Source organism: Anaerosacchariphilus polymeriproducens (assembly GCF_003363435.1).
Classification (GTDB): domain Bacteria; phylum Bacillota; class Clostridia; order Lachnospirales; family Lachnospiraceae; genus Anaerosacchariphilus; species Anaerosacchariphilus polymeriproducens.
In genome coordinates, this window is record NZ_QRCT01000012.1 from 327,449 (window position 1) to 344,696 (window position 17,248).

The window sequence follows — 17,248 nt, forward strand, 5'->3', positions numbered from 1 at the left end:
AAATCCAAAAACAACTTAAATGCAAAGAAAAATAACGCAACGTATTAATATACGAACACATACATATAATATTTATTAAATAAGAAAAAAAATATTGCGTTTTACAAAAAAATGGTGATATGGTTTTAGTATGGTAAAGAAGAAAGGGTGTGTCACTATGAAGATACAGGCCGTAATGATAGATGGTTTCAAGAATCTATCTAATGTAAAAATAACTTTTGATAATATTACAGCTTTGGTAGCACTTAATAATTTTGGTAAGTCCAATGTACTTTCAGGTATTGATTTTGGTTTAACTTTTATAAAGTCACCCATCGACAATAAGATGGAAATGATGGCGAATTCCAATCTTATACCGATTAACCAGAGTATGCAAGGCAGAAATTACAAGTTTGAGGTAGAGGTGTTAACAGAAGATGCTGGACAGGAATACCGAGTGCAGTATGGATATGAGTTCTCCTGGCAATGTGATGAGGAAGATGAGCCAGAGATTGTTCATGAGTATTTGAAAATTAAGCTGGACGAAAAGGGTCAGAAATATACCCAGCTTATTAGTAGAACGAAAGAATTTGCTCTGTATAAGAGTTCTGAGACTGGTAGATGTTCCTCAAATATTAAGGTTGAGTCATCGGAACTTGTTGTAAATAAGCTTAAAGCATATGATGAGCTTTACTATGCAGAAATCATTAGTAAATTGAATGGCATGAGAATGTATATGGAAAATAATCTAGATGCAAAGAGTTTCTATAAGCCAGATCCAATCATCCGTAAAGGCTTTGAAAAAGAGATGATTAATGCAGATAATCTTCCTCGTATTATTTTCAATCTAAAGAAACAAAATCCAAATAAGTTTGAGTTACTGAAAGATGTATATTTTCAACTATTCCCAGATGTCGAGGATGTTATTGTAAAGAATTTCAAAATAAATGCTGCAGAAAGCGATAAGCTTCCAGATGATGCGCCATTCATATTTTCGAATTCTATCTATGTATTATTTGTAAAAGATAAAAACTTAGTGAACCCAGTTAACTTTTCAATGATGTCTGATGGAGCGAAGAGAGTATTCATGATACTGACCAAGATTATAGTATCCAGTGTCAGCAATATCTCATTGATTGCGATTGAAGAGCCTGAAAACTCTGTTCACCCTGGATTGTTTCAGGCATATATGCAAATTATAAATCAGCTGTTAGATGATTGTAAGGTTATTATTACCAGTCACTCCCCATACATTATCAGCTATCTTGAACCAGCGTGGATACATGTTGGTGTGAATAGACAGCCTGGTGTGGCAAAGTTTTTTGCATTTAAAAAATCAGGTCAGAAGCAATTAGAGAATGATGCATCTGGATTTAATTTGAGTATGGGTGATTATCTGTTCTCAATGTTAGCTGATTCAGAGAGTAATATTAGTGATTATCTGGAGTGTGATGTTGATGAGTAAATGCCTTGTTTTGTTTGTGGAGGGTGATACAGAGGTTGAATTTTACAAGCAAGTAGTCGCAAATATTAGAAAGTTGCATCCGCTGGGGAGATGACTGTGTATTTACGATTGTGTTATGCAGTGATACAGATGTTTTTGATTTTGCTCCTAAGCCTCCAATTAAGTGGGATGAGGTAAAGAAAGAACTTGTGAACAATGGAGCTTCAAAAATCATTCATATTGAAGCAAAGAGGTCAATTGAAGACTGGTTTTTATATGATATGGATGGGATTCTAGGATTTTTGAGGCTGGGTAAGAATATCAAAATATCTGGAAAGAATGGATATGATAAGCTTCAACGCTTGTACAAACGAGCAAATAAGGTTTATTACAAGGGAATACTTAGCAATGGTATGATAGGGCGTTTGGACATCGATAAGATTGCGGATGTGGTAAAAGATCAACTGAATCCTTTATACAGGGCGCTCGGTGTAGATAAAACTAAATAATATTATGCAATCCCCTTATATTAACTGGAAAAGTTAGTATAAGGGTTTCTTTTAAAAATAGTTTAGATGATTAATTCCATCGTTAATTGATAACAACGTTGACATGAATAAACTTGCATCTGCCTCGTTAACAAAAGGGCTGGGAAATGGTAAGAGGCGGACAAATATTCTGTGTTATTGGTTTTTATAAAGAAAGTTGAAGAAATTTTTTAATTTTTAAAGCATATCAAAAAGTCAGAGAGGGAAGTAAAATTAGTACTTCCCTTTTATGTACATTTTTGAGTTTCTTTTCGGAAAGTGCTTGGAGATAGATTTGTAATTTTTTTAAATTGTCTCATAAAATGTTCTTCATTATGATAGCCGCAATGGTATGAAATCTCTTTTATAGACATGTTAGAAAAAGTGAGTAATTCTTTTGCATGATGAACTCTGCTATTTATAACATCGTTGATACAGGATACATCGAAAGTTTCTTTGTATAAACTTTGAAAATAACCTTTACTGATATGGAGTTGTTCTGCCATATCTTTTATATTCCAGTTCTTTTCAGGATATCTATAAATCTGTTGACGTAACTCTAATAATTGGTTATAAAGACTGTGAGGCTTTTCATAAATTTGATTATGTACAGATAAGAATAAAATTTGAAATAAATAGTGTAACAGAATATCCTTATTTTTCTTAACAGAATAAAATATTTGTGTTAGTAATTGGAATAAGAGATTCAGGGAAGTCATATCTGAAACCGGCAGAATTGTATCATAGGTAATTTTTAAATGAGATAAATCATCGTCTGCATAAAACTGCATCCAGTCATTCATATAGATATTTCCATCAGGATAGTAGAAATGAGGTGAACCTGGACGAAAAATAATCATTGAATTAGAAGGGGCATGTATTGTATTTCCATTAAGTTTAAAATAAGCAGGTGTTCTGATAAGTAAGAACAGGTAGCAGTCATAGCCGTTTGGTCTGTTGACTAGAAAATCAGAACCATGTGTCCCATCAACACCCATATTTTTTATTTGTATCATTTATACAGACTCCCTTCATTTTAGTATTAAAATCTTATAATAAATCAGTTCTAGTTTAACATAATTCATTGTTTTAAGTAAATGTATTTCATATAATTATTGGTATATATTGTATATACTTTATATGTTTACGATTTGTTTTGTGGTAAGGTTAAATAAAATTTTTGTATTCAATTTGAAGGAGGAAAGACGATGAAAACAATCAAAATTCAATATTGTATAATTTTATTGGTGGTTTTTACGATAACAGTAATGGGAGGTAGATCTGTTTGTGCAGCTTCAAAAAGTTTTCATAATTTGAACCAAAAAGATATAGTAAAAGTCATGTCTCCGGGATGGAATTTAGGAAATCAAATGGAGGCAATAAAATTTGAAAAAGATACAAATACAGGGATTACGAAAACGTATCCCAGTGAGACTGCATGGGGGAATCCGGTTATTACTGAAGAAATGATAAAGACAGTAAAGGCAGCGGGATTTAAATCTGTTCGTATTCCTGTTTCATATTTCTCTTATATCGGAAATGCTCCTGATTATACGATTAATGCAGGCTGGCTGTCACGTGTTAAAGAAGTAGTTGATATGTGTGTAAAGAATGATTTATATGCAGTAATAAATATCCATGGTGATGGTTATACAACAATAGATGGCGGATGGCTGCATTGCGGTTCCTGGAATCAGGCTGAAATTCAAGCAAAATATGTTGCAGTATGGAAACAGATCGCGCAAGCATTTAAGGGATATGATGAACATTTAATATTCGAGTCCATGAATGAAGAAGGAGATGATAAAGCAGATAGAGCATTTGCATATAGAAATATTAATACATATCAACAATTATTTGTAGATACGGTAAGAAAGACTGGAGGTAATAATGCAAAACGCTGGCTGATTGTTTGCGGATGGTTGACAGATATTGATAAAACTTGTGAAGGTTACTTTGAAATTCCATCAGATAAATATCGTTCCAAAGAGGTGCCTAATAATGAAAAAAGAATTATGATATCTGTGCATTATTATTCACCCTGGGAATTCTGCGGCAATGAGGATTATCAAATTTCTGAATGGGGCTCCTACACCAAATCAAAGAATCTTACAGCACAAACAAATGAGACTTATCTTAAAACACAATTTGATAAGTTATTAAATAAATTTACATCAAAAGGATATCCAGTGTTTGTCGGTGAGTTTGGTTCTTGTGATAAAACAAAGACAAATCGTGGAAATAAAGATAATAATATTTACCGTGCATATTTTGCTAAAATACTATGTGAAAATTGTGTAAGGACTAATTGTATACCGATGTACTGGGATAATGGATGGAATGGTGAGTTCGGATTTGCAGTATTTGACAGACGAACACATAAAATTACTCAAAAGGAAATTATAGATGCAATAATGGGTGTGTATAAATAAGTGAAATGATTAATACATAAATTAAAATTTAAAGTTAATATTAATCATTTGTAAAATAAAAGGTATCTTGATAATAAAAGTCAAGATACCTTTTATTTTACCTAATTATTTTTCATTTACATATTTTTTAATAGCGGCAAAGCTTTCTTTGCTAATCACGTGTTCTATTTTACAGGCATCGTTTGAAGCAGTATTTGGGTCTACGCCAAGTTCCTCAAGCCAAGAGGATAAAAATCGGTGTCTTTCGTATATCATATCAGCAATTTCTTTTCCTGAGTCGGTAAGATAAATAAATCCCGAATCCGTAACAGTAATATAGTTATTAGTGCGCAGATTTTTCATTGCAACACTTACACTGGATTTCTTAAAACCCAGTTCTGTAGCAATATCAATTGAACGGACAACGGGTAAGGTTTTGCTTAAGATTAAAATAGTTTCTAGATAGTTTTCAGCAGACTCATTTATTGTCATAATAATCATCCCTCATTTTCATCAATATGCTGGTTAGTTTCAGGTAACTAAACTACAGTATAACATAGAAAATTGGAGATTTCAAATTTCTATTATTAAGAATTTGAAAAAAGTAATTGACAACTAATGTAAGTTAGAATATACTAACTACAAAGGGTAAATGATAACCAATATCAACTAAGAAGAAAGAAGGTGAGGAATGATGCCTTTAACAATGGTAAAAACAGGAGAGCCCAATATAATTAAGAAAGTTGGCGGCAAAGATGAGACAAGAAAGTTTTTAGAGAGTTTAGGTTTTGTTACAGGAGGACTTGTTACAGTAGTATCTGAGATTGGTGGTAATATGATTGTAAATGTCAAAGAGTCCCGAGTTGCAATTAATAAAGATATGGCGAATAAGATTATAGTTTAAATTAAAAACAGGTAAGAAGGAGTTAATATGAAGACGTTAAAAGAAATAAAATGCGGAGAAACAGTAATAGTGACAAAACTTAGCGGAACCGGACCGGTGAAAAGGCGTATCATGGACATGGGTATCACAAAAGGAACGGAAATTTTTATAAGAAAAGTAGCTCCATTGGGAGATCCGATTGAAGTAAAAGTGAGAGGATACGAGTTATCACTTCGCAAAGAAGATGCACAAATGATAGAAGTTGAATAAATTAGTTGCCTATTAGGCGGGAGGAGTTAAAAAGATGTCAATTAAAATAGCATTAGCAGGAAATCCTAATTGCGGAAAAACTACATTGTTCAATGCCCTGACAGGATCCAATCAATTTGTTGGTAACTGGCCGGGGGTAACAGTGGAGAAGAAAGAAGGAAAGTTAAAAGGACACAAAGATATTACCATTGTTGATCTTCCGGGTATTTATTCTTTATCACCCTATACCTTAGAAGAAGTCGTTGCCAGAAATTATTTGATTAATGAGAAACCGGATGCCATTATTAATATTGTTGATGGAACGAATATTGAAAGAAATTTATATCTTTCAACCCAGCTTATGGAATTGGGAATACCGGTAGTAATGGCAATTAATATGATGGATGTTGTACATAAGAGTGGAGACAAAATTTACATTAATGAATTAAGCAAAAAACTTGGATGTGAAGTTGTAGAAATTTCTGCTTTGAAAGGAACAGGAATTAAAGAAGCTTCTGAGAAAGCAGTGAAATTAGCAAAAGAGAAAAATAAATCAATACCGATACACGAATTTACCCCTGTATTAGAGAGTGTTTTAAATAGTGTAGAAGCAAAAATAGGTTTTGATGTTTCAGAAGAACAAAGACGGTTCTTTGCAATTAAATTACTGGAAAAAGATGAAAAGATTCTTTCACAGATGAAACAAGTACCAAATATTGAAGAGGAAATCAATTATATTGAAAATGAGATGGATGATGATACAGAGAGTATCATTACGAATGAAAGATATTTGTATATTTCTTCTATAATAAAAGACTGTTATAAAAAAACCAATAAAGAGAAAATGTCAGTTTCTGACAAAATCGACAAGATCGTAACGAACAGATTTTTGGCATTACCGATTTTTGCTCTTGTTATGTTCGGCGTATACTATGTTGCAGTTACATCGGTAGGTACAATAGCTACTGATTGGGCGAATGATGGTGTATTCGGAGACGGCTGGAATTTGTTTGGATTGGCAATTCCTAGTATTCCATCAATATTTGAATCATTACTTAATGCTGTTGGATGTGTAGAATGGCTCAAAGGATTGATTATAGATGGGATTGTTGCTGGTGTAGGAGCTGTACTTGGATTTGTACCGCAAATGCTTATTTTGTTTCTGTTCCTGGCATTTCTTGAAGCATGTGGATATATGGCAAGAGTTGCATTTATTATGGATCGGTTATTTAGAAAGTTTGGATTATCGGGAAAATCATTTATTCCTATGTTAATCGGTACAGGTTGTGGTGTGCCTGGAATTATGGCGTCCCGTACTATTGAAAATGACAGAGACAGAAAGATGACAATTATGACAACCACGTTTATTCCTTGTACTGCAAAACTTCCTATCATTGCTTTGATTGCAGGTGCGTTGTTCAATGGAGCCTGGTGGGTTGCTCCCAGTGCTTATTTTATAGGTGTTTTGGCGATTGTCTGCTCAGGAATCATTTTAAAAAAGACAAAAATGTTTACTGGTAATCCGGCGCCATTTGTTATGGAATTGCCTGCATATCATATGCCTACTTTTGGTAATGTAATGAGAAGTATGTGGGAAAGAGGATGGTCATTTATTAAAAAAGCAGGTACTGTTATTCTTTTATCTACGATTGTGATTTGGTTTTCACAAAACTTTGGTTATTCAAATGGTTCATTTGGTATGGTTGACGATATGAATGATAGTATACTTGCACTTTTTGGTGGAATTATTGCACCTATATTCACACCTCTTGGATGGGGGAATTGGAAGTCAACAGTAGCGGCCATAACAGGTCTGATAGCGAAAGAAAATGTGGTAGGAACTTTTGGTGTGCTTTATGGTTTTCAAGAAGTAGCAGAAAATGGGAGTGAAATATGGGCAACTCTTGCAAAGAGTATGACAACATTGTCAGCTTATTCTTTCCTTGTTTTCAATCTTTTATGTGCCCCTTGTTTTGCTGCAATTGGAGCGATTAAGAGAGAGATGAATAATGCAAAATGGTTCTGGTTTGCGATTGGTTATCAGACAGGACTTGCTTATATAGTATCACTTTGCATTTACCAGATAGGTACACTGATTACAACTAGGCATTTCGGATTCGGTACAGTTGTTGCATTTATTATAGTAGCCGCATTCCTATATATGCTATTTAAGCCAAATAAAGACGGGACTACTCATCAATTAAAAAGAAATATTAAATTACAAAAACAGAAAATCTAAATTAGAAGATTATTAAATGCATTGGTTAGCTTTTGCTAACCAATAGAAAGGTGTTGATGGAATGAGTGTGGTGATTATTGGTGGACATGATAGAATGATTTGTCAGTATAAAAAAATATGTAAAGAATATAAATGCAGAGCAAAAGTATTTACACAAATGTGTGGAAATTTACGTGAGCAAATTGGATGTCCGGATTTGATTGTACTATTTACGAATACAGTTTCGCATAAAATGGTCAAATGCGCTCTTACTGAAGCTGAGAGGAGTAATGCAGATGTCGTAAGATGCCATACAAGCAGTGGAAATGCATTGGTTGAAATATTAGAAGAGAAATGTAGATAATGGGGCTTGCCATTAATTTTCCATAGTGATAGTCTAAAGAATAGTTTATACTAAGGAGGCAGTCTGGTAATGGATAAAATAGAGTTATGGAATAGATGTGTAGATTTTCATGGACACGAATGTGGAGGATTGGCAATTGGCTTCAAAGCGTCTTTATATGCTATGGAATTATTAGGTTTAGATTTTTCTAAAGATGAAGAAGTAGTCTGTGTAACAGAAAATGATGCTTGTGGAGTCGATGCAATTCAATTTATTTTAGGATGTAGTGTTGGAAAAGGTAATCTTATTTTTAGGTTAAGAGGCAAACAGGCTTTTTCAATATATAATAGAAGGAACGGAAAATCAATCAGATTAGTTTTAAAAAGTCTCCCTGATATTGGAAAAGAAGAGAGAAAGCAGTATTTGTTAGATGCGGAGAATACAACACTTTTTGATGTGAAAGAAACTACCTTTGAATTACCGGAAAAAGCAAAGCTTTTTAAAAACGTCCGGTGTGAGTGCTGCAAAGAGCTGACAGCAGAAAGTATGATACGCTTAGACAATGGGAAACAACTTTGTCTTGAGTGCTTCGGGAATTATACACGATTTTATTAAGGATGCTTGAAAATGGAATAGTTAAGTGTCATCTGTATTGATATTAGTTTTTATAATATTGAATTGAGTATTGAGAACTGTCCATAATTGAGAGTTAAAACTCATTACATTCCATATGGCATTTCCGTCTAGATTAAAATCAATTATTATTTGATTCAAAGCCATATAACTTCTTGCGTCAATAAACCATACAATATGTTGTATTGTGTTTTCAAAGTACTGTTGCTTATAATAAAAATAAGGAGTCTGAGAATTTTCATCAAAATAGATTACAGAGTTTGTTTCATAAGCAATTTCCATAACAGCATCAAGTGAAAGGGTATAAATATTTGAACTATTTGGAATATATGGTAGAGTCCAATCATAGCCAATTGTAGGTGTACTGATCATAATTTTATTACTTGGAGTATTTAAAGAAACGTATTTAATCAGTTCTCTTAAAAAATTGATATTATTGATCGGTGCTGGGGGAATGTAGTTAGAGGTCCAGACAAACCTCGTAAATATTAACTTGTCAACTAATTCATTGAATTTTGAGAAATCTATTTTAGTGAAATATTTTTCCGCATTATCTGTTGTTATAATATAATTAATGGAAACAACCAGTAAAAAGCCTTCATTATGAAATCGTTGAGACATCCTGCGCAAAAAATTAAGATAAAGCCCCTGATTATTTTCATTTAAATAATAAAAAATAACATTAGTGCCCTGATATCCTTTGTTTTTCATAATTTGAATTATTAAATTAATATGGTTTTCTTGAAAAGTCTCGTTCAATAGAATGTTATAGGCTAATTCGATATTCTGTTCACCACGAGGTGTTAATGTAGATACCAGCATTATTGGTACTGCACCATATTCTTTAGAGGTTTTTATTATATTTGATTCATCTTGGTATGTAAATATATTGCCTTCCTTTGTAGCAGCATAATTAAAAATAGTTAAATAAGTTAAGTAAGGCAAAGTTTTTATCAATGTTTCTTGTTTCATGAAAGGATAACTAAAACCATTTGTAGAAATACTTTTGCTAGTATTATAACTAATAACTAAATTTTCTCCGGGATAGATTGTTTCATTATCTAATAAATGAGGATTATTTCTTATTAACTGCATAATTGTTATATCAAAAGAATCGGCAATTGCTTTTAATGTATCTCCTTGCTGAACGATATATGTCTGTTTTGGAAACGTTATTACTAATGCCTGACCTATCACTAAGTGATTAGGTTGGGCTAATCCATTATCTTCTACTAACTTTTCTACAGTTATCCCATATTTTTCTGCGATTGATTGTATAGTATCATTTGGTTGAACAATATAAATCTCCATAGGTACCCTTAAATTAAAGTTATCAAAATATTATATGAAATATATTTCTATGTGTACGATAGACAAGTGTATAAATTCTATAATTTATCTCTTCTGATAGGAGCTTAGAAATCCTTAACTATCTGTACTTGTTATCAATTTTGTGATACTGAATTGAGATGTAATTACTGTGTATAATTGGGGGTTAAAACTCATAACATTCCAGATGGCATTACCGCTTAAATTATAATCAATTATTATTTGAGTCAAAGACATATAACTTCTTGCATCGATAAACCATATAAGATGTTGTATTATATTTTCTGAATAAAATTGATTATAATATAAATAAGGAGTTAGAGAATTTTCATCAAAATAGATTACAGAGTTGGTTTGATATGCAATTTCCAATACAGTATCAAGTGAAAGGGTATAAATATTTGAACTATTCGGAATATATGGCAGAGTCCAATCATAACCAATTGTAGGTATACTAATCATAATTTTATTGCTGGGCGTCTTTAAAGAAACGTCTTTGATTAATTCTCTTAGATAACTGATATTATTGACAGGTGCAGGGGGAATGTAATTTGAGGTCCAGACAAATTGGGTAAAAACTAAATTGTCAACAATGTCATTGAATTTTGAGAAATCAATGTTAGCGTAATGATTTTTATTATTAGTTGTTATATTATAATTAATGGAAAGAAATAGTAAAAAACCTTCCTCATGAAGACATTGGGATATTTTCAGTATAAAGTTAAAAAATAGGTGCTGGTTATTTTCGTTTAAATGATAAATAATAATATTAGTGCCTTGATATCCTTTGTTTTTCATGATTTGAATTATTAGATTAATAAGATTGTTCTGATATGTTTCGTTCAATAGAATATTATAGGCTAATTCGATATTCTGTTCTCCAAGAGGTGTTAATGTAGAGGCCATTAATAAGGGCACTACACTAAATTCTTTTGCTGTTTTTATAATATTTGTTTCATCTTGGTAAGTAAAAATATTACCTTCTTTTGTAGTGGTATAATTAAAAATAGATAAATAAGTCAAGTAAGGCAAAGATTTAATCAGTGTGTCTTGTTTAATAAAAGGATAACAAAAACCGTTTGTTGAGATGCTTTTACTAGTACTATAACTAATAACTAATTTTTCACCGGGATTAATCGTTTTATTATCTGACAGATGAGGATTATTTCTTATTAACTGCATAATTGTTACATCAAAAGAATCAGCAATTTCTTTTAATGTATCCCCTTGCTGAACGATATATGTCTGTTTTGGAAACGTTATTACTAATGCCTGACCTATCACTAAGTGATTAGGCTGGGCTAAACCATTATCTTCTATTAACTTTTCTACAGTTATTCCATATTTTTCTGCGATTGATTGTATAGTATCATTTAGTTGAACGATATAAATCTCCATAGGTCCCCTTAAATTAAAGTTATCAAAATATTATATGAAATAGATTCATATATGTACGATAGAAAAGCGTTAAAATTTTATAACAAACCTTGCTCTGGAAGAGCCTGATAAAATCCTTGAGGATATAAGCAGATAGGGCAAACATCAGGTGCACATAATCCACTTATGATATTGCCGCAGGCTAAACAAATCCATAGATTTTGTTTCGATTTACAGAATAATTCATTATTACTCATTTCTGTAGCTAAATTTTGAAAGATAAGATTGTGATTCAATTTAACGTTTCCGATTCCATTAAATAAAGAAGCTATGTTATCAAATCCTTCTTCTTTTGCTGTTTTAGCAAAATCTCGATACATACTTGTGGCAAGGAATTCTTCATCTCTGGCTTGCATTAGATTTTCTGAGGTAGAGGGATCTTTGCTCAGAATTATTTTCCGTAGTCTTTGTGCAATTACCACTTCGTTCCCTGCAATGTTATGAAAAGTATGTGAGATTTCTATTAGGATTTCGCTTCTGGCTTTGCCACTGAATATTGCATATTCAGAAGCGGACTTTAATTGGAAATCATATGCTGTTTTAAGGTTTTGAAAAGTTTTACTTTCTTGGAAGTCCATTTTAATCCCTTAATTTATAATTTACTTAATAATATGAGAATTATTTTGAATTCATGTTTTTTACTAAAGGTAAAAAAATATGGAAAATATGACATACTATTGTCATGTAATTAATGGTACTCTTAAAGAGTCAAATAGTGAAAAGGAGGATCGATATGTTAGAAATTCCTGAAAGCAATACTATATCAAAACAATTGAATCAAACTATTAAAGGGAAGAAAATAAAAAAAGTAATAACGAATTCATCCCCTCATCGTTTTGCATTTTATTTTGAAGATCCTGAAAACTATCATGCATTATTAACTGACAAGACAGTTGATTTATCAAAAGCTGTAGGGGGGCTGATAGAAATAGTAGTTCAGGATGCCATAATATTATTTGGAGATGGTGCGAACATCAGATATTTTGAAAAGGGGAATTCAATTCCGGTAAAACATCAGCTTTATCTTGAATTTCATGATCAATCTTCACTTATTTGTACGATACAGATGTATGGAGGTATTTGGGTATATAAGGAAGGGGAAAATGATAATCCTTATTATATAGCTGCAAAAGAAAGAACCTCTCCATTATCGAGTGAATTTAATGAATTGTATTTCTTGAATCTACTTGAGAATACCAAACAAAAACTTAGTTTAAAAGCATTTCTTGCTACAGAACAAAGGGTACCAGGACTTGGAAATGGTGTTTTGCAAGATATTTTATTTCGTGCAGGAATGCATCCAAAACGCAAGTTGGAGTCTTTAGCTGAAGAAGAAAAGAGCAGGCTGTACAAAAGTGTTAAGACTACATTATTAGAAATGACACAAAATGGCGGTCGTGATACTGAGAAAGATCTGTTTGGGAAACTTGGAGGATATCGTTCGATATTATCAAAAAATACATTAAAATCACCATGTCCAATCTGTAAAGGAAAAATTGTAAAACAGAATTATTTGGGCGGAAGTATATATTATTGCCCAAATTGTCAACCAAACTAATGTTTTTAAGGAGGAACAAGTTTATGCCAAAAGTATCAAAAATTGAAATTCTAAAACCAAGAGAGCAGCATGCATTAACAGTAAGAACAACAACGAAGGTTGAAAATTTACCAATGTTAATTGGACAGACGTACGATAAAATGTGTAAATACGTGGAAGAGATGGGAGAATATCTTACGGATGTACCATATGTTGCATACTATAACATGGATATGGAGAATCTTGATGTAGAAATGGGATTTCCCGTATCAAAAAAACTGGCGGATAAAGAAGATATGAAATCTGTTATAATACCTGAAGATTATGCTATTTTCTGTATGTACAGAGGTCCATATGCAGAAATGGGTCCCGTTTATGAAGAAATGACAAAATGGATTGAAGATAATGGGTATCGTCCTAAAATGCCGGTATATGAGTATTATTATAATAGTCCTGAAGTTCCTGAAAGTGAATTATTAACAAAAATACTGATGCCTGTGGAAAAAGCTTAATAGATATGTTATGATAAAACGGCAATTGCATATGATAAATATGCATTGTCGTTTTATTTAATTATAAGAATTTCCTTTCGAGGTGAAAATATGTTAGAGAATGGTAAGGCTATATGTTCATGCAGGTGGAAGAAATGTGAGCGTTGGGGAAAATGCAAAGAATGCATAGAACATCACAAAATTCATAAAAAATATAAAGAACCCTATTGTAAAAGGAAAACAAATAAAAAATAGCAGGTGATAACAGGATGGATATAAAATTAAATTATGTAGAAAAAGGGAAAGGCAAGCCTCTTATCTTATTACATGGAAATGGGGAAAATCTTAAATATTTTGTACACCAGATTGAATATTTTTCAAAAAGTTATCGAGTGATCGCAATAGATACGAGAGGTCATGGGAAATCTCCAAGAGGAAATAGACCTTTTACTTTAAAACAGTTTGCAGAAGACTTAAAAGATTTTGTGGAAGAAAAGAAATTGGAAGAAATAATTCTGCTGGGTTTTAGCGATGGAGCTAATATTGCGCTCTTGTTTGCGTTAAAATATCCTCATTATTTAAGTAAACTGATTCTAAATGGTGCTGATCTTCATCCGTCTGGTGTGAAAAGAAGAGTGCAGATACCTATTATTATTACATATGGAATGTTTTGTATTCTATCATTTTTTCATAAGAAATGGGTTGCCAAAAAGGAAATGTTTGCTTTGATGGTAAACCAGCCTAATATTCAAAAAGAAGAGTTGAAAAAGCTGAATATAAAATCTCTTGTAATTGCAGGAACTAATGATATGATTAAACTAAATCATACTTTAAAAATCCATCGTTATATAAACAATAGTAAACTTTGTGTAATACCAGGAGATCACTTTATTGCAAAAAAAGAAAGTAAGAGATTTAATAAAGAAGTAGAAGAATTTATAAAAGAGAATAGATATTAATCGGACCTCGCATGGATTGTGCGAGGTAAATTTTTCTTAAAATCTGTATATATAATACCACAAAATGGAGAAATTTTCAAGTCTTGTAACCTGGTTCAATTAGAGGTAAAATCAGTATTTATCAAGAAAGAGAGGGATTCCATGAATGATAAAATGTTTTTACGTCTAATTGGTCAGAATGAAAAAACGCAGCTTCAAACAATAATTGCTTGTAATCAGTATACAAAAAAATTTGGACTGAGTTTAACGGAACAAGATGTTTTGGTACTTATGAATGATCGGAAAAGCAGTTTGAAAGAACAAGAGAGAATCGAATTTGGAGAAGGAATTCTGCCTAAATTAATATTTGCATTTTGTGATTCACCTTATATTTATCAAGAGAATTATGTTGATGTTATTGGAAGGCTCCAAGATATATTCTATTATTACAAAAATGAATCTATGGATGAGTTAAGTGATGACGAATTGTTAGATTATATGAAAGAATTGTTTGATGGGAAATGTGAAGGCTCATTAGACTATCTGGAAGAGACTTGTCTGGAACATATTTCAAGAGAAATTCGAGCAGGAAGACAAGGTTTTACAGGGGGGGACACAGATGAATTTTAGTGAAGAAGAAATCTTGCAACTGCTATCTGATAGAGTCAGGAAATACACCAGTAATGAAAGCTCTTCGGTCAGTTATGAAAAAGCAAGACAGCTTATGGGTTCCATACTTTTTTGCATGGAGGATGCGCAGTCTTGCAGTCAGAACAATGAGAAGAAGTTAACGTTGTTTCATAAGAAGATGAACGCAAAAGAAGCATTTGAGGTGGGGTTAAACAAGAAAAAAGTAAAAATAAAAGAAACTCAAAAACTATTTGAAACAATTATGAAAACTTTTTGTACCTATCAGAATCAATGTTACTATGATACAATAATAAAAGGGATGCCAGGTTTTTTCAAAACTTATGATGTTGAGTATAATGCCCAAAATCATATTTTAACGTTAGATTATCCGCTGATCACAGCTCCGAGCTTAAATCTTAAAGGTATTGATTTGATTTATGAGTACTTAAAGAGAACTTGGATAGAGCAATGTTTTTTAAGTTCATTTTCATATGATAACATTTTAGATATTTTAAAAAATTATCATAAGAAACATGAGGAGCTTATATTTAATATTTGTAGAGTTGTTTTTAGAAATGCGATTGGATGCGTTTTACTTGATAAGTCTATTTATGAATTAATGATTCAATGTGATGAGAGAGAATTGCTTAAGAGATTAGGTGATTCTAAGAACGTTGCAGAGCTTGAGGCTATTCTTATAGAAGCATTTGAGAGAATGCTCAATTTACATTTTAATAATAATCAAGAGTATTTCGTATATTTTTTGAATGAAATAAAAGATTTTGCATTTGAAATTAAAAGTAATGCGGAAAATAATCATTTAGATAAAATATTTTTAGGCTCAACTACAGTTGAACCGCAAAATCAAGTTATCTATAAAGATGGCAGTCCTATGGAAGATGAAAAATTGAGGGAACTTATCGATGGTTTGAGTCAGATACGTTTTTTAACAGAAAAGTTAGATATGATAAAAACGCAGGTTAAAAGCTTAGAAGATTTGAAGGAAGTTTTAAAAGAATGTTTTTTTGATGAGGAGTTCCTAAATGTCTTTGCATTGCTGAGTACAAATGAAATTGAGGTTCTGAAAGAAGAAATTATACAAAAAATAGAGTATAATGAAGAGTTAGAAGAATGGGAAATAGCATTCAAAAAAGAAATGATTACAAGGGAATCGAAAAACAAAGAGGAAAAAAGGAGTATAACATGAAAAAAGCAGTTACATTATTCTTATTATGTTTGACATTAGGTTTATCTATTTTTAATGATGCACAGGCAGCACAAGAGAATCCGGAACCGGAAATTAAAGGAAAAATGGTCTATCATACTTATTCAAGTTATGAAGCGCAAGATAGTAAATTATATGTATATGATTTTAGCAGCAAAGAAAATCGTTGTATTAGTGAGGAGCTGACAGGAGTTACAGATGCTATGAATGGAGATTTTGGGAGTGAATCCGATGAAATTATTTTTATGGGGATATCTGTTCAATATAATGAGTGGCATATTTACAGATATAATCTAAAGTCAAGGAAACTGACGGATTTGACACCTGGAAATGAATATAGTTATCAGGATCCGAAGTATTCACCGGACGGTAAAAAAATAGTGTATAAAAGAGGAAAATGGGATAATAAAAGAAATACGATGGTCTATGATATAGTAGAGAAGAATTTATCTGATTTATCTCAAATAAAGCTTACAAATGATGTTTACGAGGATTCCATGCCATACTATTCTATGGACGGAAAAAAAGTATATTATGCAAGAGGAGTCAGAAAAAATTCGGCAATCTATTCCGTCACAACAAGTGAACCACACAGAATATCTAAAGTATATGGTGCGAATAATATATGTAGTTATTATCCAATTACAGATGGGAATGGATCATTATATTTTTCTAAATGGTATTCAGCTCAAAATGAAACAGATCAAATAATGGAAATGAAGACAGATACAAAAAGCATAAAATCTTTAGCTTTTAATAGCAAAGATTATAATTGTTCAGATGCTTGTCCGGTATTTGGAGAATATATGATTATAAGCAGTACGAAAGCAGGTGGACAGGGAAACTATGATTTATATATAGTAAATAAAAATAGTGGAGCCATGTGGTCGTTAAATAATTATAATCAGACAATCAATGATGCCAATCATCAGCTGGGCGCAAGTTTCTTGGAAAAATAGAAGGAGATTAATTCA

At 31.9% G+C, this 17,248-nt stretch carries 19 protein-coding genes; 14 read left to right on the forward strand and 5 right to left on the reverse strand.

Annotated features, from left to right (window positions below):
* The first annotated feature begins 157 nt into the window (after positions 1-157).
* Together DWV06_RS04365 and DWV06_RS04370 are read left to right on the forward strand one after the other, a co-directional pair.
* Complete coding sequence (locus tag DWV06_RS04365) at positions 158-1,444, forward strand: AAA family ATPase (RefSeq protein WP_115480941.1); 1,287 nt, start codon at positions 158-160, stop codon at positions 1,442-1,444.
* 110 nt (positions 1,445-1,554) lie between these two features.
* Entirely contained in the window at positions 1,555-1,932 is a 378-nt protein-coding gene (locus tag DWV06_RS04370) for a hypothetical protein (RefSeq protein WP_235828892.1), read from the forward strand.
* A 266-nt stretch (positions 1,933-2,198) separates the two neighbouring features.
* Here the strand turns inward: DWV06_RS04370 and DWV06_RS04375 are convergent, their stop codons facing one another.
* Complete coding sequence (locus DWV06_RS04375; protein WP_115480942.1) at positions 2,199-2,966, reverse strand: helix-turn-helix transcriptional regulator; 768 nt, start codon at positions 2,964-2,966, stop codon at positions 2,199-2,201.
* Between the two features lie 192 nt (positions 2,967-3,158).
* On the opposite strand from DWV06_RS04375, the gene DWV06_RS04380 reads away from it, so the two are divergent.
* Entirely contained in the window at positions 3,159-4,382 is a 1,224-nt protein-coding gene (locus tag DWV06_RS04380; protein ID WP_162300574.1) for a glycoside hydrolase family 5 protein, read from the forward strand.
* 105 nt (positions 4,383-4,487) lie between these two features.
* Here the strand turns inward: DWV06_RS04380 and DWV06_RS04385 are convergent, their stop codons facing one another.
* Positions 4,488-4,853 carry a metal-dependent transcriptional regulator gene (locus DWV06_RS04385; protein ID WP_115480943.1) on the reverse strand — a complete coding sequence of 122 codons (366 nt, stop codon included), beginning with the start codon at positions 4,851-4,853 and terminating at the stop codon, positions 4,488-4,490.
* Between the two features lie 199 nt (positions 4,854-5,052).
* Between DWV06_RS04385 and DWV06_RS04390 the strand changes: the two genes are divergently transcribed.
* From DWV06_RS04390 to DWV06_RS04410, 5 genes are all read left to right on the forward strand, one after another.
* A complete protein-coding gene (locus DWV06_RS04390; protein ID WP_115480944.1) occupies positions 5,053-5,265 on the forward strand; it encodes a FeoA family protein in 213 nt (70 codons plus the stop codon).
* Positions 5,266-5,292: 27 nt separating this feature from the next.
* On the forward strand, positions 5,293-5,514 hold the full coding sequence (locus DWV06_RS04395) for a FeoA family protein (protein WP_115480945.1): 222 nt from the start codon (positions 5,293-5,295) through the stop codon (positions 5,512-5,514).
* A 34-nt stretch (positions 5,515-5,548) separates the two neighbouring features.
* Positions 5,549-7,732, forward strand: coding sequence for a ferrous iron transport protein B (feoB, locus tag DWV06_RS04400; protein WP_115480946.1), 2,184 nt, complete (start codon positions 5,549-5,551; stop codon positions 7,730-7,732).
* A gap of 61 nt (positions 7,733-7,793) precedes the next feature.
* Positions 7,794-8,075, forward strand: coding sequence for a DUF2325 domain-containing protein (locus DWV06_RS04405; protein ID WP_115480947.1), 282 nt, complete (start codon positions 7,794-7,796; stop codon positions 8,073-8,075).
* 69 nt (positions 8,076-8,144) lie between these two features.
* Entirely contained in the window at positions 8,145-8,669 is a 525-nt protein-coding gene (locus DWV06_RS04410) for an FmdE family protein (RefSeq protein WP_115480948.1), read from the forward strand.
* 21 nt (positions 8,670-8,690) lie between these two features.
* On the opposite strand, the gene DWV06_RS04415 is transcribed toward DWV06_RS04410, so the two are convergent.
* From DWV06_RS04415 to DWV06_RS04425, 3 genes are all read right to left on the reverse strand, one after another.
* Complete coding sequence (locus DWV06_RS04415) at positions 8,691-9,998, reverse strand: LysM peptidoglycan-binding domain-containing protein (RefSeq protein WP_115480949.1); 1,308 nt, start codon at positions 9,996-9,998, stop codon at positions 8,691-8,693.
* Between the two features lie 114 nt (positions 9,999-10,112).
* The gene (locus DWV06_RS04420) at positions 10,113-11,414 is read right to left on the reverse strand and encodes a LysM peptidoglycan-binding domain-containing protein (RefSeq protein ID WP_115480950.1); all 1,302 of its coding nucleotides are present in this window, start codon (positions 11,412-11,414) and stop codon (positions 10,113-10,115) included.
* A 77-nt stretch (positions 11,415-11,491) separates the two neighbouring features.
* Positions 11,492-12,031: a rubrerythrin family protein gene (locus DWV06_RS04425; protein ID WP_115480951.1), complete on the reverse strand. Its 540-nt coding sequence runs from the start codon at positions 12,029-12,031 to the stop codon at positions 11,492-11,494.
* A gap of 155 nt (positions 12,032-12,186) precedes the next feature.
* Here DWV06_RS04425 and DWV06_RS04430 point away from each other — a divergent pair, with 155 nt between their 5' ends.
* The 6 genes from DWV06_RS04430 to DWV06_RS04455 all read left to right on the forward strand — a co-directional run bounded on the left by DWV06_RS04430 (position 12,187) and on the right by DWV06_RS04455 (position 17,233).
* Positions 12,187-13,011: an endonuclease VIII gene (locus DWV06_RS04430; RefSeq protein ID WP_115480952.1), complete on the forward strand. Its 825-nt coding sequence runs from the start codon at positions 12,187-12,189 to the stop codon at positions 13,009-13,011.
* 23 nt (positions 13,012-13,034) lie between these two features.
* A complete protein-coding gene (locus DWV06_RS04435) occupies positions 13,035-13,502 on the forward strand; it encodes a GyrI-like domain-containing protein (RefSeq protein ID WP_115480953.1) in 468 nt (155 codons plus the stop codon).
* 248 nt (positions 13,503-13,750) lie between these two features.
* Positions 13,751-14,440 (forward strand): alpha/beta fold hydrolase, encoded by a 690-nt coding sequence (locus tag DWV06_RS04440; protein WP_115480954.1) that lies wholly within the window; start codon positions 13,751-13,753, stop codon positions 14,438-14,440.
* A 141-nt stretch (positions 14,441-14,581) separates the two neighbouring features.
* Entirely contained in the window at positions 14,582-15,049 is a 468-nt protein-coding gene (locus tag DWV06_RS04445; protein ID WP_115480955.1) for a DUF6323 family protein, read from the forward strand.
* Positions 15,039-16,256, forward strand: coding sequence for a DUF6179 domain-containing protein (locus DWV06_RS04450; RefSeq protein WP_115480956.1), 1,218 nt, complete (start codon positions 15,039-15,041; stop codon positions 16,254-16,256). The genes DWV06_RS04445 and DWV06_RS04450 overlap by 11 nt, the downstream gene beginning before the upstream one ends.
* Complete coding sequence (locus DWV06_RS04455) at positions 16,253-17,233, forward strand: TolB family protein (RefSeq protein ID WP_162300575.1); 981 nt, start codon at positions 16,253-16,255, stop codon at positions 17,231-17,233. The genes DWV06_RS04450 and DWV06_RS04455 overlap by 4 nt, the downstream gene beginning before the upstream one ends.
* Positions 17,234-17,248: the final 15 nt, after the last annotated feature.